The organism is Pseudoxanthomonas putridarboris (assembly GCF_038321125.1).
In the GTDB taxonomy this organism is placed as follows: Bacteria; Pseudomonadota; Gammaproteobacteria; order Xanthomonadales; family Xanthomonadaceae; genus Pseudoxanthomonas_A; species Pseudoxanthomonas_A putridarboris.
Genome location: NZ_JBBWWT010000006.1, coordinates 19,450 through 39,168, shown reverse-complemented (window position 1 = coordinate 39,168; position 19,719 = coordinate 19,450). Strand labels below are relative to the sequence as shown.

Genomic DNA, 19,719 nt, shown 5'->3' with positions numbered 1-19,719 from the left:
CTCACCGACGCGCCTTGACCGCGGCGATGACCTTGAAGCCATCGCGCTCGCCGGCCACGCGCACCTCGCCGAAGCTTTCGTTGAGGGTCTGCTCGTACGGCAGGTGGCGGTTGGCGACCAGCCACAGGCGGCCACCGGTCTTCAGCGCCTCGGCGGCGACGCCGATGAAACGCTGGCCGATGTCGGGCCGGTCGGCGCGGCTCTGGGTGTGGAACGGCGGGTTGCTGACGATGAAGTCGTAGCGCTTCGGCAGGCCACGGGTGACGTCGTGCCAGAGGAACTCGCGGATGGCCGTGGACGTGGATTCCGACAGGTTGGCCTTCGCCAGTTCCAGCGCGCGCGCTTCGGCTTCGTACAGATCGAGCGCGGTGATCTTCGGACAGCGCGCCAGCAGTTCGGTGGACAGGTAGCCATAGCCTGCGCCAAGGTCGGCGCCATGGCCGGCGATATCGGCCGGCAGGTGCTCGACCAGCAGCGCGGACGCCGGATCGATGCGATTCCATGCGAACACACCGGGACGGCTGAGGAAACGCTCACCCTCGATGCGGCGCGGCGCGTCCAGCGCCGACCACTTTTCCAGCAATCCGTTGTCGATGCCCTCGTCCAACGGCCGCGTCCAGAACGCACGGCAATGGAACTTGGTCAGCGTGCCGGCGAGGCCGGCGAGTTGTTTCAGGTCCGCCTCGCCCGACCTGGCGCCTTCGTTGTTGGTCATGCTGGCGACCACGACGCCGCCGGGCGACGCCAGCCTCACGGCACGCGCCAGCAGCGCGCGCGCTTCCTCGCGCTGGCGCGGCGGCAGGACCAGCACCAGCGGATAGCGCGTGGCGGAATCGGCGGGCGAGGCTTCGGCGATCGTCTCCAGGCCGGCGCGCTGCAACTCCTCGGCATCCGGACGGAAGCTCTGCTCGCACAGCAGTCGCGACAACGGGAACTGGCGCAGCGCAGCGCCATCGCGCGCGCGCAGGAACAGCACCGGGCCATCGGGCCAGGCCAACTGGCCCTGCGCGAAGGGCAGCATCAGCGCATCCAGCGCGGGATCGGAATATCGGGAAGCCAAGGAACACCACCGGCAGGAAAACAGGTGGCGATTCTAACCGGCCGCGTGCACGTGCCCGCACGCATCGCCCATCGCGCACGACACACCGCTTGTCGGTATCGCGATCGCGTGGTTAAAAAAGTGTTGCGCATCGAAAACAACCGGCGTATCGTGCGCGGCCTTCGGCCCCTGCGGCCGTTTTTCACCCGAACGATTTCCATGAAGCCCGCATACCACTTCGCCCACATGCTCGACCTGCAGCCATCGCGCTGCGGCCTGCGCGTGCGTGCGTATGCCTTCGTCGCCAAGCATGGCGGCGAACCCGCTCGGCGCCTGGACACCTGACATCCGGCTGACTCCCTGGGAGATCGGCCACCCCGATCTCCCGAGGAACGCGAACGCCCTCGGGTCGCAATACCCGGGGGCGTTTTGTTTTCGGCGTTCGCGGAGGATGCGCATGCATCGACCTGTTTCATCCATTCCATCACGGAATTGTTTCCGCCCTGGAGCATCCGGGTAGCGCGCCTGCGCGCCCCGAGGCAGGGGCGCGGCTGCGACCGGCGCAGGTGCGCTGCGTTGTGATGCTTCGACGCGAGCGGCGCACGGAATGGACACCACATGGGCGCATGGCGCCCACATGGATTGCCGGTTGGCGACAGCCGGCAATGCGGAGCATCGAACGAACACGCTTCAGCGGTACGGGCTTGGGTCCCGTCCGGTGCGCGCGGCGCTGCCGTGGCGTATGCCGAAGCGTGGGAGAAGGTGCTCCTCGAGCGGACGATAGCTCAGAGGAAGAGCAGCGGCGCAAGCCGTTGGCCGCCGGTTCGAATCCGGTTCGTCCACCACTGGATAGCTCAGTCGGGTAGAGCGGCAGATTGCAAATCTGTTTGTCGCGGGTTCGAGTCCCGCTCCGGAACATGACCTGTCACGTCATGACATCGGGACGAAAGTCCCTCCCAGGAAACGCCCCGTGCGGGGTGCCGGATCCACGCGATGGAACGCGTGGGGCGGCGCACCGCAGCGCAGGCAAGACCGGAACCGTGCCCTCGACGCGGACGGTCCACCGCTGAATCGCCTTCCGCGCATGTCATCGCCGGAAGGCCACGAGGCGATGGATCCTCCGCCGACAGCGACGGCCTCCCGCCCTGTCTGCGTGCAGGGGCGTTTCCACCTTCCATGCGAGTCCCTCGCAAGCGCCCGCACATCCCTGTGCGGACTTTCCACGAAAAGCCGGCGCGGCAACCGATCCTCCGCGCATGCGCTGTACCTCACGGATCGGACCACCAGAGCCAACCACACAACAAGGAGACAAGTGCCATGTTCTGGACCAAGAGGGTCGTGATCGGTGACGGCGAGCGCGGCCTGGTGTATCGCAACCGTCGGTTCGAGCGCGTGCTCGGACCGGGCGTCTACAAGCTGTTCGATCCGCTGAACCGCCTGGCAGTCAACGTGCACGCGATCGTGCGCCCGGAATACGCGGGCAACGACGGCGATGTGCTGATCGCCAGGCTGGACGCCGGCCTGGCCGAACACTTCACCCTCGCCGATATCGGCGAGCAGCAGGTCGGCCTGGTGTCCAGGAACGGCAAGCTGGAGGACGTGCTGCCGCCCGGTACGCGCAAGCTGTACTGGAAGGGCCTGGTGAAGGTCGAGGTGCGCAACGTATCGCTGGCGGGAACGCTGGAGGTCGATGCCGCCGTCGCCAGGCGCCTGCGCCAGTTGGGCATGTTGTCCAGGCTGGCGGTGGTGGCCGACGTGCCGGCGGAGTTCGCCGGCCTGGTCTTCATCGACGGCAAGCTGGACCGCACGCTGGACCCGGGCGCCTACGCCTTCTGGAATTTCCAGAAGAACGTGGTCGTGGACATCGTCGACCTGCGCGTGCAGTCGGTCGAGGTCTCGGGCCAGGAACTGCTGACCAGGGACAAGGTCTCGCTGCGCGTCAACCTGGCGGCCAGCACCCGCGTCACCGACGTGGTGGCCGCGCGCACGAAGGTCGCGAAGATCGGCGACTTCGTGTACCGCGAGCTGCAGTACGGCCTGCGCAGGGTGATCGCCGCCCGGACGCTGGACGAACTGCTGGGCGACAAGGCGTCGCTGGACGCCGACATCTTCGCCTACGTGCGCGGCCAGTTGACCGGCCTGGGCGTGGAGGTGCTGGGCGTGGGCGTGAAGGACGTGATCCTGCCGGGCGAGATGAAGGACATCCTCAACGGCGTGGTGCAGGCGGAGAAGACGGCCCAGGCCAACGTGATCCGCCGTCGCGAGGAGGCGAACGCCACGCGTTCCCTGCTCAACACCGCGAAGTTGATCGATGAAAGCCCGGTGCTGATGCGCCTGAAGGAGTTGGAGGCCTTGGAGAAGGTCACCGAGAAGATCGACAAGCTGACCGTGTTCGGCGGCCTGGATGGCGTGCTGAAGCAGTTGGTGACGTTGAAGTAACACGTCAACCGCCCCTTCCCCCGCCTGCGGGGGAAGGCTGGGATGGGGGCGAACGGAGTCGTGCCTGCATGGCATCTGGCGCAAGAACAACGCACGGGATGTCTTCATGACAATGGATTGTCCATGGCGCCGGCCTGCCCCCACCCCAACCCTCCCCCGTGAACGGGGGAGGGGGCTTTATCCTTTCAATGGAGTGAAGACCATGAACATGAACTACGAACTGCTGCACGCCGAAGGCAGCACCACGCCGATCAAGGGCTGGGTGCGCGGCGTGCCGCTGGAAGACCAGGCGCACGAGCAGTTGCGCAACATCGCCTCCATCCCGTTCGTCGGGCCGTGGGTCGCGGTGATGCCGGACGTGCACCTGGGCAAGGGCGCGACGGTGGGTTCGGTCATTCCGACCCGCGGCGCGATCATCCCGGCCGCGGTCGGCGTGGACATCGGCTGCGGCATGGCCGCGGTGCGCACCACGCTGCGCGCGAAGGACCTGCCGGACAGCCTGGCGCAACTGCGCGGTTCCATCGAGCGCAGCGTGCCGGTCGGCAACGGCCTCGGCGGCGAGCACCGTAAGCTGCCGGACAGCATCGAAACGCGCATCGCGCAATCGGGGCTGGTGCAGCGCCTGGACGCGATCAAGGCCAGGCACCGTCGCATCCGCACCGACAAGCTGGACTGCCAGATCGGCACGCTGGGCGGCGGCAACCACTTCATCGAGATCTGCCTGGATGAAAGCGATGCGGTGTGGGTGATGCTGCACAGCGGTTCGCGCGGCACCGGCAACCTGATCGGCACCTACTTCATCGAGCGGGCGCGCGAGCAACTGGCGCACCGCGTGCTGGGCTTCCACCTGCCGGACAAGGACCTGGCGTTCTTCATGGAAGGCGAGCCGTTGTTCGACGACTACGTGGAAGCCGTCTCGTGGGCGCAGGACTACGCCCGCGAGAACCGCGAGGCGATGATGGCGCGGGTGCTGGCGGAGATGCGCCACCGCCTGCCGAAGTTCCAGTTGGAGAAGATGGCGGTCAACTGCCACCACAACTACGTGCAGAAGGAAACGCACGGCGGCGAGGAACTGCTGGTGACCCGCAAGGGCGCGGTGAGCGCACGCGCGGGCGAGCTGGGGATCATCCCCGGCAGCATGGGCGCCAAAAGCTTCATCGTGCGAGGCAAGGGCAACGCGGACAGCTTCCACAGCTGCAGCCATGGCGCCGGCCGCGTGATGAGCCGTACCGCCGCACGCCAGAACATCACGCTGCAACAGCACCGCGAGGCCACGGCCCACGTGGAATGCCGCAAGGACGCGGCGGTCATCGACGAGTCGCCGGCCGCCTACAAGCCGATCGACGCGGTGATGGCCGCGCAGGGCGATCTGGTGGAAGTGGTGCACACGCTGCGCCAGGTGGTATGCATCAAGGGGTGAGCTTCGGCTCGCCCCTCTTTTTTAGCCGCTTTTCCGTCAACTCTCCACGACGACGGACAGGGGATCGGGCGACAGCGCGCCCAGGAAATCGAATGGATCGAAGACCTGCCCGGCGGAATACGCGCCGGGTCCCGGGACCTGCCCGGCCCATACGCGCTCCAGCGTCTCCACGATCAACGGCGCCGTGACCGCGTAGATGTCCCGTCCCTGGGCGGTGGCGCGCCGCGTGTTTCCATTCCTCGTCGCCTGGACGTCGAGGACGAAGACCTGGGCGGAACGTCCGCGCTCATCGCTCGCGACGGGCGGTGGCGTATCGGGGTCGCGGATGTCGTTCAGCGGCGCCAGGTTCATGTACGAGCGCACTTCCGGGCAACGGAGATGGCGGGAAACCGCGACGATCTCGGACAAGGTGAGGAGCACGGCGTCCTGCGTTCCCAGCGGCGGCGGATCCGGCAGCACGCGCAGCGCACCGCCTTCGATCATCCAGCGGGGCCCGTGGTTGCGCTCCCCGGTCGCCCGCGTGCCCCGGGTCGGATGCCAGCTATCCAGTCCCACCGCGATGTCGATGGCATCGGCGTCCGGCCAGTCGCCGAGGGCCGCGGTGGCGAGGAGATCGGCGAGCGCGCCGTAGAAGGCCACCGACGGCATGGCCACGATGCCGGCCTCTCGCGCCCGGTCGCCGAAGCGTTCGTACACCGCGAACGCGGCACGCTGCTCCGCGCTGGTGTCCAGGTAGTGGATGCGCGCCCGCAACGCGGCCTCGATCACCGGCGCCGCCGTGTCCAGGAACGGACCGGAGGCATTGATGACGGCGCCGGCGCCGTCCAGGGCGCGGTCCATCGAAGCCGCATCTGCCAGCGCCGCTTCGCGCCACACCAGACCAGGGAACCTTTCCGCCAGCGCTTCCAGCCTGGCGGCGTCGCGGCCGCACAGGATCGGCGTCCAGCCGCGCCGCAGCAGTTCGGCGACGATGAAGCGCCCGGTATGCCCGTAGGCGCCGTAGACGGCAACGGTGCGCTCCATGCCTAGCCTTCCTGCGCGAGCGCTGCGCTGGCGGGTTCCGCCGCCGCGCTTTCGATCCAGTGCGCGCGCAGCTCGCGGTTGAAGTCCTGCCAGCGCTCCTCGGGGAAGAAGATACGCGCGCCTTCGAACTCGGTGCGACGCGTCGTGCCGGGAATGGTCTGCTGCAACCACTTCGACCATTCCAGCGGGAAGTAGACGTCGTCCGTGCCCCATGCGATCAGGGTGGGCGCCTGCAGCCGCCGCAGTTCGTCCTCGACGGCAAGGGTGTGGCGGCAGTCGAATGCGTTCACGAAGCGCTCGAGTTCGCGCAGGCGCTTGGGCGAGTCCAGGAACGGGCGCAGGTAGGCTTCGATGGTCTCGTCCGTCACCGCGCCGGGCCGCTCGTACGCGGGCGCCAGCGCCGTGCGGTACACCGCCTTGTCGGCCAGCATGGCCTTGAGCGTGTCTTCAAGCCCGCCCGCGGCGACCATCTTCACGAACGGCTGGAACGCTTCCGGCGGCCAGTTGTCGTGGGTGTCGCAGTTGGTCAGCGTCAGGCTGCGGATGCGCCGCGGGTACAGCGCCGCGAAGATCTGGCAGATGCCGCCTCCGCTGTCGTTGCCGACCAGATCCACCTGTTCGATGCCCAGCGCGTCGAGGAACTGCGCCAGCATGTGCGCGTTGGCGGTGACCGAGACGTCCTGCCCCTCCGCCGCTTCGGTGCGGCCGTGCGCCAGCAGATCGACGGCGATGCATCGCCGCAGGCCGCCCAGCGCCTCCAGTTGGTGCCGCCAGAGGTAGCCGTTGAGCAGGACGCCGTGGACGAACAACGCGGCCGGGCCGCTGCCGCGTTCGACGTAGCCGATGGCGCCGGACGGTGTCGCCACCGTCCGGGCCGGCTCGAAGTACCGGCGCGCGTCCATCACGGGCTCGCCTCGGCTTCGCGTAGCTTCAGCGCGCATTCCTCGCAGCACACTTCGACGACGCGACCGCCGATCGTCACCTTGATGGCATCCCCGTCCAGCGGGTAATCGCAAGCAGCACATGTTTTCTCAGCCATGACACTCACCGGTTGACGCCCGTCGTTCGGGCCCGTCCATTGGACCGGCGGTACGGCCTTGCCGCTGTCGGAAACTTTAGCGATCCGCGGGACCGCTACGCTCTCTTGGCCAGTGCGGACTGCCGGAATGCGGACGGCGTGCGGCCATGGACCTGCTTGAACGCCGCCGCGAAATGGCTGTGGCTGGAGAAGCCCAGGTCCAGTGCCAGCGCCGACATGTCCGCGCAATGCACGACGAGGTCGAGCGCACGCGCCAGCCGCAGGCGCAGGTGGTAGCGGTGCAACGGCATGCCTTCGACCTGCTGGAAGGCCTGGGTCAGGTATACCGGCGATCCGCCGATCTCGGCCGCGATCTCGGCCAGGCTCCAGCGCCGTCCCAGATCGCTGGCCAGCAGCACCTTGACCCGGTCCACCAGCCGCCGTCGCGCATGCGTGGCGCCGGTCGCGTGCGTGGTGCGCGGGCCCAGGCTGCGGCAGGCCAGCGTCAGCGCGAGGCTCTCCGCCTCCAGCGATTCGATGCCGCCGCTCTGCAGGCTGTGGCGAAGCAGCGCCACCAGGGCCTGCGCGCGCGGGTCGATGCGCAGGGACTGCATGCGGAATCCCGGTTCATCGCGTTTGTGGAACAGTCCGGCGGGCACGATCTCGCGCAGCAACGGCGGTGAGACTTCCAGCACCAGGCTGGCGTCGCCGCCGGCCACGGGATGGCTGACCTGGTAGCTCTCGCCCGCATTGAAGAACAGCACGTGGTTGGCGTCGGCCACCGACTGATCGCTGCCTACATGGCGCAGATAGATGCCGCGGTAGGGAAACACCAGGTGCGTCGAGGAAGCGCATTCCTCTGCGCTGCGATGGCGGCAGTCGCCCGGGCACAGCACGTTCCTGACCGTGACGGTGCCGGTATCGAGCAGCCGGTGGACCTTGAAATCGGACATCGGTGCAGGTGTCGTCGGGTTGCGCATGCGCAGTCTATCGCGACGGAGACGACAGGCGCGGCCCTGCGCCGATGGAGGAGAATTCGCGCCTGTTCACTTCGCTCGCCTTCGCCTTGTTGTCGTTGGCGGAAGGAAACCGGCCGGCGCGCGCGACCGCTATCGAAATCTTTAGAGGGCTCGCGGCCGGGCCCGGGGGAAGGACCGGCGCAGGGAACCTCCGCCGCGCCCATGTCCGGCGCGGGCGCGTCAGTTCTGGAGTTCGCGCAGCGTCACCGACGGCGGCGCGTCCAGCACCTTGCGGGTGGCGAACAGGCCGGCCGCCAGCGCGGCCAGCATGCCCAGCCCGCCACCGATGGCCGCCAGCTGCCAGTTCACCTTCCACGGCAGGTCGAACACCTGCGTGGCGATCACGCCGGACAGCACCGAGGCGGCGATGGCGGCGACCAATCCCGCCAGCAGGCCGATGGCCGCGAACTCCGAAGCCTGCGCCAGCCGCAGTTGCCGGCGGCTGCCGCCCAGCACGCGCATCACGCCGCCTTCCAGCAGGCGCTCGTCCTGGCTGGCGCTCACCGCCGCCATCAGCACCAGCAGGCCGGCGGCCAGCGAGAACCAGAACACCACCTGCACCACCAGCGACACCTGTTCGGCCGTGCTGCGCACCTGCTTGAGCACCGCCTCCACGTCGATCACCGACAGGTTGGGGAACCGGTTCACCAGGTCGCGGGTGAAGGTGGTGGAACCGGCCGGCACGCTGACCGCGGTGATGTAGCTGGCCGCGTAGCCGTCCAGCGCACCCGGCGAGGCGACCACGAAGAAGTTGGGGCGGAAGCTTTCCCAGTCCACGCTGCGCAGGCTGGTGATGCGGCCCTCGAAGCGCTGCCCGGCGATGTCGAAGGCGACGCGGTCGCCGATCTTCCAGCCCAGCGACTTGGCGAAATCCTCTTCCACCGACAACTCGGGCGAGGCCGGCGTGCGGCCGGCCCAGAACTCGCCCGCGACGACCTTGTTGTCGTCGCGCAGCGTCGCGGCCATCGACAGGTTGAATTCGCGATCGGCGCGGCGCTGCGTGCGTTCGTCCTGTTCCGCGTAGTCCTCGCCGCGCGTGGGCTTGCCGTTGAGTTCGACCAGCCGCCCGCGGATCATCGGGTACAGGTCCGGCGCGTCGAGTCCGTGCGTATCCATGAAATCGCGCACGGGTTCCAGCTGGTCGGGCTGCACGTTGATGACGAAACGGTTCGGCGCATCGGCGGCCAGCGCCAGTTGCCAGCGGTCCAGCAGATCGGTGCGGACGAACGTCAGCAGCAGCAGCGCCATCAGCCCCAGGCCCAGCGCCGACACCTGGGCGATGCTGGTACCGGCGCGGCGGCTGACGTTGGCCAGCCCGTAGCGCAGGCTGCCGCGCAGGCGCGAACGCAGCCTGCGCACCAGCGCGATCAACACCCAGGCCAGCGACGCCAGCACCGCCAGCGTGCCGGCGATGCCGACCAGCATCGCGGTGCCCAACGTGGCCGAACCCGCTTTCCACCACAGCAAGGCGCCCAGGCCGACGAAGCCGGCCAACGCCACCAGCCACGCGCTGGGTTCGGTGCTGTCCAGGTCGCGGCGCAGCACGCGCAGCGCCGGCACGCGGCGCAGCGCCAGCACCGGCGGAGCGCCGAAGGCGAGCAGCACCACCATGCCCACGCCGTAGCCCTGCAGGGCCGGCACGATGCCGGCCGGCGGGATGGAAATCTTCAGCGCCTGCGCCAGCCAGCCGCCGATGCCCCATTGCAGTCCGAATGCGATCAGCACACCCACGGTACAGGCGGCCAACCCCAGCAGGATCAGTTCGCCGACGTGGATGCCAACCAGCGTGCGCTGCTGCGCGCCCAGGCAGCGCATCACCGCCGTGCCGGACAGATGGCGCTCGCTGTGCCGGCGCGCGGCCATCGCCACCGCCACCGCCGCAAGCACCACCGACACCAGCGCGGCCAGGCCGAGGAAGCGGCCGGCGCGGTCCAGCGCGGAACGCACTTCCGGGCGCGCATCGCGGATGGTTTCCATCCGCTGGCCGCGCGCCAGTTGCGGTTCGACCGCGGCGGTGAAGCGCTCCACCGCCGCCGGTTCGCCGGCGACGACCAGGCGGTAGCGCAGGCGACTGCCTTCCTGCACCAGTCCGGTGGACGGCAGGTCGGCGAGATTGAGGAAGACCTTCGGCGCCACGTTGAAGTAGTCCAGCGCCGCATCCGGTTCCTGCACCACCAGCGCGGCGAGCTTCAGCGTGCGCGTGCCGATGCCGATGTCGTCGCCCGGCCTGGCGCCCAGCGTCTCGGCGCCGGCCTGGCTGATCCACAGCGTGCCCGGCGCGGGGATGTCGGTGGCATCGCGCTCGACGCCGCCCGTCCGTTCGACGACGCGGAAGCTGCCGCGCAGCGGGAAGCCTTCGCCCAGCGCGCGCAGTTCGCCCAGCGACAGCGAATCGCCGGCGCGGATCATGCTCTGCAATTCCTGCGTCTCGGTCGCGCGCAGGCCGGGCGCCTGCGCCAGCGCGCGCAGCGCGTCCGACGGCGGCGAGTCGCCGCGCACCACCACGTCGCCGCCGAGCAGGCGGTTGGCTTCGATGGCCAGCGCGCGTTCGGCGCGGTCGGTGACGAAACCCACCGACGTCACCGCCACCACCGCCAGCACCAGCGCGGCGAACAGGATGCGGATGTCGCCCGCCGCCAGGTCGCGGCGCAGCTGGCGCCACGCCAGCAGCAGCGTCCTCATGCGGGCACGCCCTCGCCGGCCAGCAGACGGCCGGCGTCCAGCCGCAGCCGGCGCGTGCAGCGCTCGGCCAGGTGCTCGTCGTGGGTGACCAGCACCAGCGTGGTGCCGGCCTCGGCATTGAGCGAGAACAGCAGTTCGATGATCGCCTGGCCGGTATGCGTGTCGAGGTTGCCGGTGGGTTCGTCGGCGAACAGCAGCGACGGCCGGGTGACGAACGCGCGGGCCAGCGCCACGCGCTGCTGCTCGCCGCCGGACAGCTGGCGCGGATAGTGGTCCAGGCGCTGGCCCAGCCCCACCTTCTCCAGGATCTGCCGCGCCGGGGTCTGCACGTCGGCGTCGCCGCGCAGTTCGAGCGGCAGCATGACGTTTTCCAGCGCGGTCAGCGACGGCAGCAGCTGGAAACTCTGGAACACGAAACCGACCTTCTCGCCGCGCACCCGCGCGCGGCCGTCCTCGTCCAACGCGGACAGCAGCTCGCCATCCAGCGTCACGCTGCCCGCGCTGGGCACGTCCAGCCCCGCCAGCAGGGACAGCAGCGTGCTCTTGCCGGAGCCGGAGGCGCCGACGATGGCCACGGTGTCGCCGTGCTCGATGCGGAACCCGATGTCCTCCAGGATGGTCAGTTCGCCGGCGGGCAGCGGCACGTGCTTGCCCAGGCCGGCCACCAGCAGGACGGGGTGCGCGGTCGGGACAGGGGCTTCAGTGTGCAGTCTGCTGGAATCGGCCATGATCGCCTCGTCTGTCATTTCGTGGATCATCGGGAGAATGGATTAAATGTTCTTTAATTCCTTCAGGTATGGGGCCGGCCGCGTGCGCGTGCAATGGGCCATAAGTCTTGCCGCGATGCTGTTGGTCGCATTATCCGCACGGCCGGCCGCAGCGCAGACCGCGCAGGCGGCGCCGGCACAGGCCACGCGCACCATCCTGGTGATGGGCGATTCGCTCTCGGCCGCCTACGGCCTGTCGCCGGCGCAAGGCTGGGTAGCCCTGACCGCCGACCGCATCGGCAGCAGCAAGCCCGGCTGGCGCGTGGTCAATGCCAGCGTCAGCGGCGAAACCACGGCCGGCGGGGCGGCACGCATCGCCGCGGAACTGCAGCGCCACCGGCCCGCCGTGGTGGTGATCGAACTGGGCGCCAACGACGGCCTGCGCGGCCTGCCGCTGGCGCAGACGCGCGCCAACCTGGAGAAGATGATCCAGGCCGCCCAGGCGAACAAGGCGAAGGTGCTGCTGATCGGCATGCGCATGCCGCCGAACTACGGGCCGGAGTACACGCAGGGTTTCGAGCAGAACTACACCGCGTTGGCCAGCCAGTACAAGACCGCGCTGCTGCCCTTCCTGCTGGAACCGATCGCCCTGGACCGCGACGCCTACCAGGCCGACAACCTGCATCCCGTCGCCAGCGCGCAACCCAGGCTGCGCGACCATGTATGGAAGGCGCTGGAGCCGCTGCTGAAGTAGGCGGACGACTTCTCCGACGTCGCAGTAGGATTTTTCCTACATCGATTCGCGGCATCCACCTAATGTGATGACTGGCACATTCGCGCACTCTAGCCATGCCGGCCCCTGCCCGGCGATCGCTACCGCTGGAGAGCCCCATGCCCCGTCTTCTGTTCACCATCGTCGCCGCCGCCAGTGGATGGCAACTCTATGAAGGCGAATACGGCCGCAACTGGTTCGACAACCTGGGCGACGCACGCGAGAACGCCAAGCTGCTGGCCGCCACCCTGCACCAGCACCACGGCATCCCTACCGCCGTGGTCATCGAGATGACCGGCAGCGAAGCCGTGCTGCTGGCCCGGCACGGCTGAGTCGCGCCTCCCCCGGTCGATGCCGACCGTCGGCGGCGTCGGCCGCGCCGCCGCATGGCATGATCCACGCCCACCCGCCGAAGGCGCATTGCATGGGCAAGCAGGCATTCGAGGCATCGCTGGCGGAAGGCCGGCACCGGCAGCTGGCGCGGATGGCCGGCGAATGGGAAGGCCGTTTCCGCCTGTGGTTCACCCCGGACGAGCTGGCCTGCGAAGCCGCCCAGCGCGGCACCCTCCGCAGCGTGCTGGGCGGCCGTTTCCTGCTGCACGAGTACGAGAGCCGATTCAACGACGAACCGATAGAAGGCATCGCGCTGTACGGCTTCCACCTGGACGACAACGAATGGCAGGCGGCCTGGGCCGAGAGCTTCGGCACCGGCACGCAGCTGATGTCGTGCGTGGGCCCGGGCGACGATCCCCGGCTGGACGTGCTGGGCAGCTATGGCGACGGCCAGGGCGGCCCGCGCTGGGGCTGGCGCACGCGGCTGGAGCAGCCGGACGACGACACCCTGGTCATCACCATGTCCAACATCACCCCGCAGGGCGAGGAAATGCTGGCGGTGGAGACGCGCTATACGCGCAGCAAATAGTCACAAGGTGTAGGAGCGACGTGAGTCGCGACCGCAACCGACGGAGCCAAGGTAAAGCCACTCGTCACATGGCCGATCAGGCGGAAGATCGCTTTGTCCGTCGCATCCTGTGCAGACCATCGCTGCTGGCATCCTTCACATCACGGTCGCGACTCACGTCGCTCCTACATCGGGATCAGGCAGCGATACCCGACAACTGCCGCAGCGCCTGCTCGAACACCTCCACCGGCTGGCCGCCCTGCACCAGGTGGCGGTCGTTGAAGATCACCGACGGCACCGCCTGGATGCCGTGCTGCCGGTAGAACTCTTCGCGTTCGCGCACCTGCGCGGCGAAGTCGTCCGAGGCCAGGATCCGGCGCGCCTCGGCGCCATCGAGTCCCGCGGATTCCGCGATGGCGATCAGCGTGTCGGCGTCGGCGATGTTGCGGCCTTCGCCATGGTAGGCACGCAGCAGGGCATGCTTGAGCGCTAGCTGCCGCGACGGGTCGAGTCCACCGGCCCAATGCAGCAGGCGATGCGCGTCGAAGCTGTTGTAGATGCGGTCCCGCTTCTCCATGTCGAAGACGAAGCCCAGCGCCGCGCCGCGCTGCCGGATCGCTTCGCTGTTCTGCCGCAACTGGTCGATGGCCATCCCGTACTTGCGCCCGAGATGATCGGCGATGGATTCGCCTTCCGGCGCCATGTCCGGGTTCAACTCGAACGGCTGGAAATGCAGTTCCACCCGCAGGCCATCGCCGACACGCGCGATGGCCTGTTCCAGCGCGGCCAGGCCGATGGCGCACCACGGGCACACGACATCGGAAACGAAATCGATCTTGACGGGGTTGGGCATCTGATTCTCTTCCAATGTCGGTCTTCGTGGCCCGGGCAAGCGGAGCGCGCCGGGTCGGGGCTCTGGCTCATTCGTCCTTGTAAACGCGTCCCTGCTTCATCACGAACTTCACGTCCTCCAGCAGCGAGACATCCTGCAAGGGATCGCCATCGACGGCGATGAGGTCGGCGTAGTAGCCGGGCTTCAACGCGCCGGCTTCCTGCTCGATCCCGAACAGTCGCGCATTCACCAGCGTGGCCGAACGGATCGCCTGCAGCGGGGTCATGCCGAATTGCACCATGCGCGAGAACTGGCGGCCGTTCTGCCCGTGCGGGTAGACGCCGCCATCGGTGCCGAAACCGATGATGGCGCCGGCCTGGTGCGCGCGGCGGAAGTTCTCGCGCTGGGTGGCGCCTACGCGGCGTTCCTTCTCCAGCGATTCGGGCAGGAAGCCGGCCTTCTCGCCTTCGCCCAGGATGTACTCGGTGTTGTAGATGTCCATCACCAGCACGGTGCCGTTCTGCCTGGCCAGGCGGATGCCTTCGTCGTCGATGAAGCTGGCGTGTTCGATGGAATCCACCCCGGCCAGCAGCGCGTTGCGGATGCCGGTGGCGCCGTGCGCGTGCGAGGCGACCTTGCGGCCCAGGCTGTGGGCTTCGTCGACCAAGGCCTTGAGTTCTTCCGGCGAATACTGCGGCGCGCCGACTTCGGTGCCCTTGGACAGCACGCCGCCGGTGGAGCAGGTCTTGATGAAGTCGGCGCCGAACTTGACGTTCTGCCGCACCTTCTGCCTTGCGGCCCACGGGCCGTCGGCCACGCCTTCGCCCACCGCCCCGTACTCGGCCGGCAACAGGTTGTTGTCGCTGCAATGCCCGCCGGTGATGCCGATGGACACGCCGCCGGCCAGGATGCGCGGGCCGTCCACTTCACCGGCGGCGATGGCGTCGCGCAGCGCGACGTCGGCATAGCCTGGCGAACCCGGCACGCGCACGGTGGTGAAGCCGGCGAGCAGGGTGACGCGCGCGTTCTTCGCGCCCTTGATGGCCGCGGCCGGCAGCGAAACGGCCAGAGCGCGGTAACCCTGCAGGTCGGCGTCGCCGTGCAGGTGGGTGTGCGCGTCCATCAACCCCGGCAGTACGGTCTTCGCGGAGAGATCGTGCACCGTGGCGCCAGCCGGTATCGGCGTGGTGCCGGCCGGCCCGATGCCGACGATGCGGGCGTCCTCGATGACGATGGCCTGGTCCGCCAGCAAGCGGCCGGACTCCACGTCCAGCAGGCGGCCCGCCTTGATGTAGGTGGTGCCCGCGGATACGGGCGCGCAGGCCACCGCGAGGAAAACAGCAAGGATTCGCAGGCGCGATGGACGCATCGGAACTCCGGAAGGAAAGGGACGCGTGACTCTACCAAGGTCTCCACACCTCCGTAGGAGCGCGCCATGCGCGCGATGCTCCTGCGCGATGCCAGCGAAAGGCATCGCGCGCATGGCGCGCTCCTACGGGTTCATGGTGTCAGACCGGCGTCGGGTTGCGGTACTTGAAGCCGGCCTGGTGCCAGTACGGGTACGGCTTGGGCCGTTCGCTGGCGGCATCCAGCCTGGCCACCTGTTCCGGCGTCAGGTTCCAGCCGACCGCGCCGAGGTTCTGCCGCAACTGTTCCTCGTTGCGCGCGCCCACCACCACGGTGCTCACGGTGGGGCGCTGCAGCAGCCAGTTCAGCGCGACCTGCGGGATGGTCTTGCCGGTTTCCTTCGCTATCGCATCCAGCGCATCGACGACGTCGTAGAGGTATTCCAGATCCACCTGCGGACCGGATTCGACGGCGGTCTGCGACTGCAGGCGGCTGTTTTCCGGCAGCGGCTGGCCGCGACGGATCTTGCCGGTCAGGCGGCCCCAGCCCAGCGGGCTCCACACCACCGCGCCGACGCCCTGGTCGGCGGCCAGCGGCATCAGTTCCCATTCGTAGTCGCGGCCGACCAGCGAGTAGTAGGCCTGGTGCGCGACGTAGCGCGACCAGCCGTAGCGTTCGGACACGGCCAGCGACTTCATCAGGTGCCAGCCGGAGAAGTTCGACACGCCCAGGTAGCGGATCTTGCCGGCGCGCACCAGATCGTCGAGGGTGGACAGCACTTCCTCGGCCGGGGTGCGCGCATCGAAGCCGTGCAGCTGGAACAGGTCGATGTAGTCGGTGCCCAGGCGCTCCAGCGCGCCATTCACGGCGTTGATCAGGTGGTAGCGTGAGGAACCCACCTGGTTCTCGCCGTCGCCGAAGCGGAACGTCGCCTTGGTGGAGATGATCAGCGAATCGCGCGGGCGGCCCTTGATGGCTTCGCCCAGGATCGATTCGGCCGCGCCCTTGGAATAGACGTCGGCGCTGTCGAACATGTTGAGGCCGGCATCCATGCAGACGTCGACCAGCCGCCGCGCCTCGGCGACATCGGTGCTGCCCCACGCGCTGAACAGCGCGCCTTCGCCGCCGAAGGTGCCGGTGCCGAAGCTGAGGGCGGGAACGCGGAAGCCGGAGGCGCCGAGATAGCGGTATTCCATGGAATGAGGTTCCGATGCGGGGGGAGTGCGCTATTGCACTCCTCCCGGCATACCGCCGGCAAGCCCCGCGATGGAAAGCTTCGTTGCCGGCGATCGGGACACCGTGCGGTCCGGGCTCGGCTCAGTACGCGCTGGCGGTCGGCCGCACGATCACCTCACTGACGTCCACGTCGTCGGGCTGTTCGATCGCGTAGGCGATGGCGCGCGCGATGGCCTCGGCGGGAATGGCGATCTGGCGGAACTCGTCCATGCCGGCCCTGGCGACCGGGTCGCTGATCGTCTCGGCCAGTTCGCTGGTGGTGACGCCCGGCGAGATCACGGTGACGCGGATGTCCTGGTGCTCCTGCCGCAGGCCTTCGGAGATGGCCAGCACCGCGTACTTGGTGGCGCAATAGACGGCGGCGGTGGGATACACCGCATGGCCGCCGATCGAGGACAGATTGACGAACTGGCCACCGCCCTGCGCCTTCATCAGCGGCAGGCCGGCGGCGATGCCGTGCAACACGCCGCGGATGTTGACGTCGATCATCCGGTTCCACTCGTCGATCTTCAGCGAAGCCAGCGGCGACAGCGGCATGACGCCGGCATTGTTGACGATCACGTCGACGCGGCCGAACTGTTCGCGGGCGAAATCGACGAAGGACTGCACATCGTCCAGGCGGGCGACGTCCAGCGCGCGGTAGCGGGCGGTGCCGCCCTGGCTTTCGATGTCGGCGGCCAGGCGCGCCAGGCGGTCGGTCCGGCGCGCGCCCAGCACGACACGGGCGCCGCGGCGGGCGAGTTCGCGGGCGGCGGCCTCGCCGATGCCGCTGCTGGCGCCGGTGATGACGATGACTTTTGCTTCGATTCCGGACATGACGTTGCTCTCGTGGTGGGGCCGCACGCGATCTGCGGCGGGGTGCGGGAAGTCTGGGCAGGCGGCCCCTGGCGCCGATATCCGGTTCCTCCGCGATTCTTGCCTGATCCTGCCGGGCCCTCCGTGGAAGCGGTTCGCACGTGGATACCGGGGCGTAGACTCGTTCCACTCCCCCACCACGCCAATACGCCTGCCCGCAGGCGCTCGCCGATGACCATTCCCGCCCCCAGCCTCAATGCCTCGCAAGCCGAACTGGCGTCGCTGATTGAACGATTCAGCCCGGGCGATGGCGTCCACGCCACCGCCATCCCGTCGTTGATGCTGGCGCGCATGAGCGCGCCCAACGCGCCCATGCGCGGCCTGCAGGAGGCCGCGCTGTGCCTGATCGCGCAAGGCCGCAAGCAGGTGATGCTGGGCGACGAGGTGTACGAATACGATGCCACCCGCTACCTGGTCGCCTCGGTGGACCTGCCGGTCACCGGCCACGTCACCGCCGCCACGCCCGAATCGCCCTACCTGTGCTTCGTGCTGAAGCTGTCGCCTTCCGCCGTGGCGGAACTGGTCACCCAGGCAGAAAGCGCGCGGACGCCGTTGCCGCCGCCCTCGCGCGGCGTGTTCCTGGAGCCCAGCAGCCCGGAGATGCTGGAGGCCGCCATCCGCATGCTGAAACTGCTGGAGCGCCCGCAGGACATCCCGCTGCTGGCGCCGCTGATCGAGCGCGAGATCCTGTACCGCGTGCTGTGCAGCCCGCAGGGCGGCATGCTGCGCCACATCGGCATCGCCGACAGCCAGGGCCAGCGCGTGGCCAAGGCGATCCACTGGCTGCGCCGGCACTACGACCAGCCGCTGCGCATCGACCACATCGCGCGCGAAGTGCACATGAGCGCCTCCGCCCTGCACCACCACTTCAAGGCCGTCACCGCGATGAGCCCGCTGCAGTACCAGAAGCAGCTGCGGCTGCAGGAAGCGCGCCGGCTGATGCTCAGCGAAGTGATGGACGCCGCCAGCGCCGGCCATCGCGTCGGCTACGAGAGTCCCTCGCAGTTCAGCCGCGAATACAGCCGCATGTTCGGTGCGCCGCCGCTGCGCGATGTCGAACGGCTGCGCGCTTCCTGAACCACGCCGGATCGGCGGATGAACGCCCTCTGACGACAGGACGCGATGGCACCCGCCGCGCGTTGCGGGTGCGATTGCGCGGGCGCAGAATCACATTACGTACTTAGTCACCGCAGGAGTCCGCCATGAAGCTTCCGACCCTACTGCTGACGGCGGCCATGGGTCTGGCCGTCGCCCTGCCCGCCACCGCCCGCCCGGCGAACGTCACCGATCCGGAAATCCCGCGCAGCCTGCCCGACAACGGCGGCGCGGTCAGCGTCGGCTGGACCGATCCCGCGCAGTTCAGCGAGATCAAGTACAGCGGCAACCGCTGGGAAGCCCAGCGCGGCCGCTGGGTCGTCGACCTTGCCGAATACCTGCAGGAGAAATCCGCGCACAGGCTCGCGCGCGGGCAGACCCTGGACGTGACCATCACCGACATCGATCGCGCGGGCCGCTACGAGCCGACCGTGCGCCCCGGCATGAACGACATCCGCATCGTCAAGGACATCTACCCGCCGCGGATGACGTTGAACTTCACCCTGAAGGGCCCGGAGGGCCAGGTGCTGGCCGAGGGCGAGCGCAAGCTGGTGGACCACGGCTTCCTGATGAGCAGCAGCGTGAACAACAACGATCAGCTGCGTTTCGAGAAGCGCATGATCGACGACTGGCTGCGCCGTGAATTCAAGGACAGCCCGGCGCTGACGTCCGTGCCGTAGGCCCGTAGGCCCGCACGCGGCAACCCGGGTTTCCACGAGCCGCCGGCGGATGCACTGCCGGCGGCTTTTTATTGCCCTTGCACGCGGCCGCGTCCACCACCATCTTGGACGCATCCGGGCCTCGCGCCCCGCCACCGGAACCCGCCATGAGCGCCTTCGACCTGACTCCGCCCACCGATGCCCAGCGCCAGGCGCTGGCCGCGCAGCTCAGCGAGGAAGAGCGCCGCGTGCTGCTGCACCACGGCACCGAGGCGCCGTTCTGCGGGGTGTTCCTGGACAACAAGCTGGAGGGCGTCTACACCTGCCGGCTGTGCGGGCTGCCGCTGTTCCGTTCCAGCGCCAAGTTCGATTCCGGCACCGGCTGGCCCAGCTTCTTCCAGCCCTACGATGCGGCGCACATCCGCTACGTGCGCGACACCAGCCACGGCATGGTCCGGGTCGAGGAAGTCTGCGCCCGCTGCGGCAGCCACCTGGGCCATGTCTTCCCGGACGGTCCGCCGCCGACCGGCGAACGCCATTGCCTCAACTCGGTGTCGATGGGCTTCACCCCGGACGGCGAGGCATTGCCCGACCCGTTGCAACGCGGCGGCGCGGAGGCGCAACCGGCCGGCTGAGGACCGCCCGTGCCGGACTGTCATATGACCGGCATGCGGG

At 68.7% G+C, this 19,719-nt stretch carries 20 protein-coding genes and 2 tRNA genes; 11 read left to right on the top strand and 11 right to left on the bottom strand.

Annotated features, from left to right (window positions below; genetic code table 11):
• Nucleotide 1: 1 nt before the first annotated feature.
• Entirely contained in the window at nucleotides 2–1,021 is a 1,020-nt protein-coding gene (locus tag AAD027_RS13415; protein ID WP_341726684.1) for a class I SAM-dependent methyltransferase, read from the bottom strand.
• 63 nt (nucleotides 1,022–1,084) lie between these two features.
• On the opposite strand from AAD027_RS13415, the gene AAD027_RS13410 reads away from it, so the two are divergent.
• The 5 genes from AAD027_RS13410 to AAD027_RS13390 all read left to right on the top strand — a co-directional run bounded on the left by AAD027_RS13410 (nucleotide 1,085) and on the right by AAD027_RS13390 (nucleotide 4,898).
• Nucleotides 1,085–1,384, top strand: coding sequence for a hypothetical protein (locus AAD027_RS13410; RefSeq protein ID WP_341726530.1), 300 nt, complete (start codon nucleotides 1,085–1,087; stop codon nucleotides 1,382–1,384).
• A gap of 430 nt (nucleotides 1,385–1,814) precedes the next feature.
• A tRNA-OTHER gene (locus AAD027_RS13405) sits at nucleotides 1,815–1,884 on the top strand.
• Between the two features lie 3 nt (nucleotides 1,885–1,887).
• Nucleotides 1,888–1,954 (top strand) — tRNA-Cys (locus tag AAD027_RS13400).
• 402 nt (nucleotides 1,955–2,356) lie between these two features.
• Nucleotides 2,357–3,478, top strand: a complete 1,122-nt coding sequence (locus AAD027_RS13395; RefSeq protein ID WP_341726529.1) for a slipin family protein — start codon at nucleotides 2,357–2,359, stop codon at nucleotides 3,476–3,478.
• A gap of 202 nt (nucleotides 3,479–3,680) precedes the next feature.
• Nucleotides 3,681–4,898: an RtcB family protein gene (locus AAD027_RS13390; RefSeq protein ID WP_341726528.1), complete on the top strand. Its 1,218-nt coding sequence runs from the start codon at nucleotides 3,681–3,683 to the stop codon at nucleotides 4,896–4,898.
• Nucleotides 4,899–4,934: 36 nt separating this feature from the next.
• Here AAD027_RS13390 and AAD027_RS13385 read toward each other — a convergent pair whose 3' ends face one another.
• From AAD027_RS13385 to AAD027_RS13360, 6 genes are all read right to left on the bottom strand, one after another.
• Nucleotides 4,935–5,921 (bottom strand): saccharopine dehydrogenase family protein, encoded by a 987-nt coding sequence (locus AAD027_RS13385; protein ID WP_341726527.1) that lies wholly within the window; start codon nucleotides 5,919–5,921, stop codon nucleotides 4,935–4,937.
• Between the two features lie 2 nt (nucleotides 5,922–5,923).
• Nucleotides 5,924–6,823, bottom strand: a complete 900-nt coding sequence (locus tag AAD027_RS13380) for an alpha/beta fold hydrolase (protein WP_341726526.1) — start codon at nucleotides 6,821–6,823, stop codon at nucleotides 5,924–5,926.
• Nucleotides 6,823–6,960, bottom strand: coding sequence for a hypothetical protein (locus AAD027_RS13375; RefSeq protein ID WP_341726525.1), 138 nt, complete (start codon nucleotides 6,958–6,960; stop codon nucleotides 6,823–6,825). Before AAD027_RS13375 ends, AAD027_RS13380 begins: the two co-directional genes overlap by 1 nt.
• Before the next feature lie 95 nt (nucleotides 6,961–7,055).
• The gene (locus AAD027_RS13370; RefSeq protein WP_341726524.1) at nucleotides 7,056–7,892 is read right to left on the bottom strand and encodes a helix-turn-helix transcriptional regulator; all 837 of its coding nucleotides are present in this window, start codon (nucleotides 7,890–7,892) and stop codon (nucleotides 7,056–7,058) included.
• A 246-nt stretch (nucleotides 7,893–8,138) separates the two neighbouring features.
• The gene (locus tag AAD027_RS13365) at nucleotides 8,139–10,640 is read right to left on the bottom strand and encodes an ABC transporter permease (protein ID WP_341726523.1); all 2,502 of its coding nucleotides are present in this window, start codon (nucleotides 10,638–10,640) and stop codon (nucleotides 8,139–8,141) included.
• Complete coding sequence (locus AAD027_RS13360) at nucleotides 10,637–11,368, bottom strand: ABC transporter ATP-binding protein (RefSeq protein WP_341726522.1); 732 nt, start codon at nucleotides 11,366–11,368, stop codon at nucleotides 10,637–10,639. Before AAD027_RS13360 ends, AAD027_RS13365 begins: the two co-directional genes overlap by 4 nt.
• A 115-nt stretch (nucleotides 11,369–11,483) precedes the next feature.
• Between AAD027_RS13360 and AAD027_RS13355 the strand changes: the two genes are divergently transcribed.
• The 3 genes from AAD027_RS13355 (at nucleotide 11,484) to AAD027_RS13345 (ending at nucleotide 13,041) form a co-directional block, all read left to right on the top strand.
• Entirely contained in the window at nucleotides 11,484–12,101 is a 618-nt protein-coding gene (locus tag AAD027_RS13355; RefSeq protein ID WP_425605466.1) for an arylesterase, read from the top strand.
• A gap of 137 nt (nucleotides 12,102–12,238) precedes the next feature.
• A complete protein-coding gene (locus AAD027_RS13350; protein WP_341726520.1) occupies nucleotides 12,239–12,451 on the top strand; it encodes a hypothetical protein in 213 nt (70 codons plus the stop codon).
• A 92-nt stretch (nucleotides 12,452–12,543) separates the two neighbouring features.
• The gene (locus tag AAD027_RS13345) at nucleotides 12,544–13,041 is read left to right on the top strand and encodes a DUF1579 domain-containing protein (RefSeq protein ID WP_341726519.1); all 498 of its coding nucleotides are present in this window, start codon (nucleotides 12,544–12,546) and stop codon (nucleotides 13,039–13,041) included.
• A 175-nt stretch (nucleotides 13,042–13,216) separates the two neighbouring features.
• Here AAD027_RS13345 and AAD027_RS13340 read toward each other — a convergent pair whose 3' ends face one another.
• The 4 genes from AAD027_RS13340 to AAD027_RS13325 all read right to left on the bottom strand — a co-directional run bounded on the left by AAD027_RS13340 (nucleotide 13,217) and on the right by AAD027_RS13325 (nucleotide 17,251).
• Nucleotides 13,217–13,873 carry a DsbA family oxidoreductase gene (locus AAD027_RS13340; RefSeq protein ID WP_341726518.1) on the bottom strand — a complete coding sequence of 219 codons (657 nt, stop codon included), beginning with the start codon at nucleotides 13,871–13,873 and terminating at the stop codon, nucleotides 13,217–13,219.
• A gap of 67 nt (nucleotides 13,874–13,940) precedes the next feature.
• Nucleotides 13,941–15,221 carry a Xaa-Pro dipeptidase gene (locus AAD027_RS13335; RefSeq protein ID WP_341726517.1) on the bottom strand — a complete coding sequence of 427 codons (1,281 nt, stop codon included), beginning with the start codon at nucleotides 15,219–15,221 and terminating at the stop codon, nucleotides 13,941–13,943.
• 139 nt (nucleotides 15,222–15,360) lie between these two features.
• Nucleotides 15,361–16,395 carry an aldo/keto reductase gene (locus AAD027_RS13330; RefSeq protein WP_341726516.1) on the bottom strand — a complete coding sequence of 345 codons (1,035 nt, stop codon included), beginning with the start codon at nucleotides 16,393–16,395 and terminating at the stop codon, nucleotides 15,361–15,363.
• Nucleotides 16,396–16,516: 121 nt separating this feature from the next.
• Entirely contained in the window at nucleotides 16,517–17,251 is a 735-nt protein-coding gene (locus tag AAD027_RS13325) for an SDR family oxidoreductase (RefSeq protein WP_341726515.1), read from the bottom strand.
• Between the two features lie 210 nt (nucleotides 17,252–17,461).
• Here AAD027_RS13325 and AAD027_RS13320 point away from each other — a divergent pair, with 210 nt between their 5' ends.
• The 3 genes from AAD027_RS13320 to msrB all read left to right on the top strand — a co-directional run bounded on the left by AAD027_RS13320 (nucleotide 17,462) and on the right by msrB (nucleotide 19,679).
• The gene (locus AAD027_RS13320; RefSeq protein ID WP_341726514.1) at nucleotides 17,462–18,367 is read left to right on the top strand and encodes an AraC family transcriptional regulator; all 906 of its coding nucleotides are present in this window, start codon (nucleotides 17,462–17,464) and stop codon (nucleotides 18,365–18,367) included.
• Nucleotides 18,368–18,492: 125 nt separating this feature from the next.
• Nucleotides 18,493–19,065 carry a DUF3016 domain-containing protein gene (locus AAD027_RS13315; protein ID WP_341726513.1) on the top strand — a complete coding sequence of 191 codons (573 nt, stop codon included), beginning with the start codon at nucleotides 18,493–18,495 and terminating at the stop codon, nucleotides 19,063–19,065.
• A 146-nt stretch (nucleotides 19,066–19,211) separates the two neighbouring features.
• The gene (msrB, locus tag AAD027_RS13310) at nucleotides 19,212–19,679 is read left to right on the top strand and encodes a peptide-methionine (R)-S-oxide reductase MsrB (protein ID WP_341726512.1); all 468 of its coding nucleotides are present in this window, start codon (nucleotides 19,212–19,214) and stop codon (nucleotides 19,677–19,679) included.
• Nucleotides 19,680–19,719: the final 40 nt, after the last annotated feature.

What these genes read in the sequence shown, in the direction of transcription:
- AAD027_RS13415 (WP_341726684.1), bottom strand. Translation starts at nt 1,021, where the DNA reads ATGCTGCCCTTCGCGCAGGGCCAGTTGGCCTGGCCCGATGGCCCGGTG.
- AAD027_RS13395 (WP_341726529.1), top strand. Translation starts at nt 2,357, where the DNA reads ATGTTCTGGACCAAGAGGGTCGTGATCGGTGACGGCGAGCGCGGCCTG.
- AAD027_RS13390 (WP_341726528.1), top strand. Translation starts at nt 3,681, where the DNA reads ATGAACATGAACTACGAACTGCTGCACGCCGAAGGCAGCACCACGCCG.
- AAD027_RS13385 (WP_341726527.1), bottom strand. Translation starts at nt 5,921, where the DNA reads ATGGAGCGCACCGTTGCCGTCTACGGCGCCTACGGGCATACCGGGCGC.
- AAD027_RS13380 (WP_341726526.1), bottom strand. Translation starts at nt 6,823, where the DNA reads ATGGACGCGCGCCGGTACTTCGAGCCGGCCCGGACGGTGGCGACACCG.
- AAD027_RS13375 (WP_341726525.1), bottom strand. Translation starts at nt 6,960, where the DNA reads ATGGCTGAGAAAACATGTGCTGCTTGCGATTACCCGCTGGACGGGGAT.
- AAD027_RS13370 (WP_341726524.1), bottom strand. Translation starts at nt 7,892, where the DNA reads ATGTCCGATTTCAAGGTCCACCGGCTGCTCGATACCGGCACCGTCACG.
- AAD027_RS13365 (WP_341726523.1), bottom strand. Translation starts at nt 10,640, where the DNA reads ATGAGGACGCTGCTGCTGGCGTGGCGCCAGCTGCGCCGCGACCTGGCG.
- AAD027_RS13360 (WP_341726522.1), bottom strand. Translation starts at nt 11,368, where the DNA reads ATGGCCGATTCCAGCAGACTGCACACTGAAGCCCCTGTCCCGACCGCG.
- AAD027_RS13355 (WP_425605466.1), top strand. Translation starts at nt 11,484, where the DNA reads ATGCTGTTGGTCGCATTATCCGCACGGCCGGCCGCAGCGCAGACCGCG.
- AAD027_RS13350 (WP_341726520.1), top strand. Translation starts at nt 12,239, where the DNA reads ATGCCCCGTCTTCTGTTCACCATCGTCGCCGCCGCCAGTGGATGGCAA.
- AAD027_RS13345 (WP_341726519.1), top strand. Translation starts at nt 12,544, where the DNA reads ATGGGCAAGCAGGCATTCGAGGCATCGCTGGCGGAAGGCCGGCACCGG.
- AAD027_RS13340 (WP_341726518.1), bottom strand. Translation starts at nt 13,873, where the DNA reads ATGCCCAACCCCGTCAAGATCGATTTCGTTTCCGATGTCGTGTGCCCG.
- AAD027_RS13335 (WP_341726517.1), bottom strand. Translation starts at nt 15,221, where the DNA reads ATGCGTCCATCGCGCCTGCGAATCCTTGCTGTTTTCCTCGCGGTGGCC.
- AAD027_RS13330 (WP_341726516.1), bottom strand. Translation starts at nt 16,395, where the DNA reads ATGGAATACCGCTATCTCGGCGCCTCCGGCTTCCGCGTTCCCGCCCTC.
- AAD027_RS13325 (WP_341726515.1), bottom strand. Translation starts at nt 17,251, where the DNA reads ATGTCCGGAATCGAAGCAAAAGTCATCGTCATCACCGGCGCCAGCAGC.
- AAD027_RS13320 (WP_341726514.1), top strand. Translation starts at nt 17,462, where the DNA reads ATGACCATTCCCGCCCCCAGCCTCAATGCCTCGCAAGCCGAACTGGCG.
- AAD027_RS13315 (WP_341726513.1), top strand. Translation starts at nt 18,493, where the DNA reads ATGAAGCTTCCGACCCTACTGCTGACGGCGGCCATGGGTCTGGCCGTC.
- msrB (WP_341726512.1), top strand. Translation starts at nt 19,212, where the DNA reads ATGAGCGCCTTCGACCTGACTCCGCCCACCGATGCCCAGCGCCAGGCG.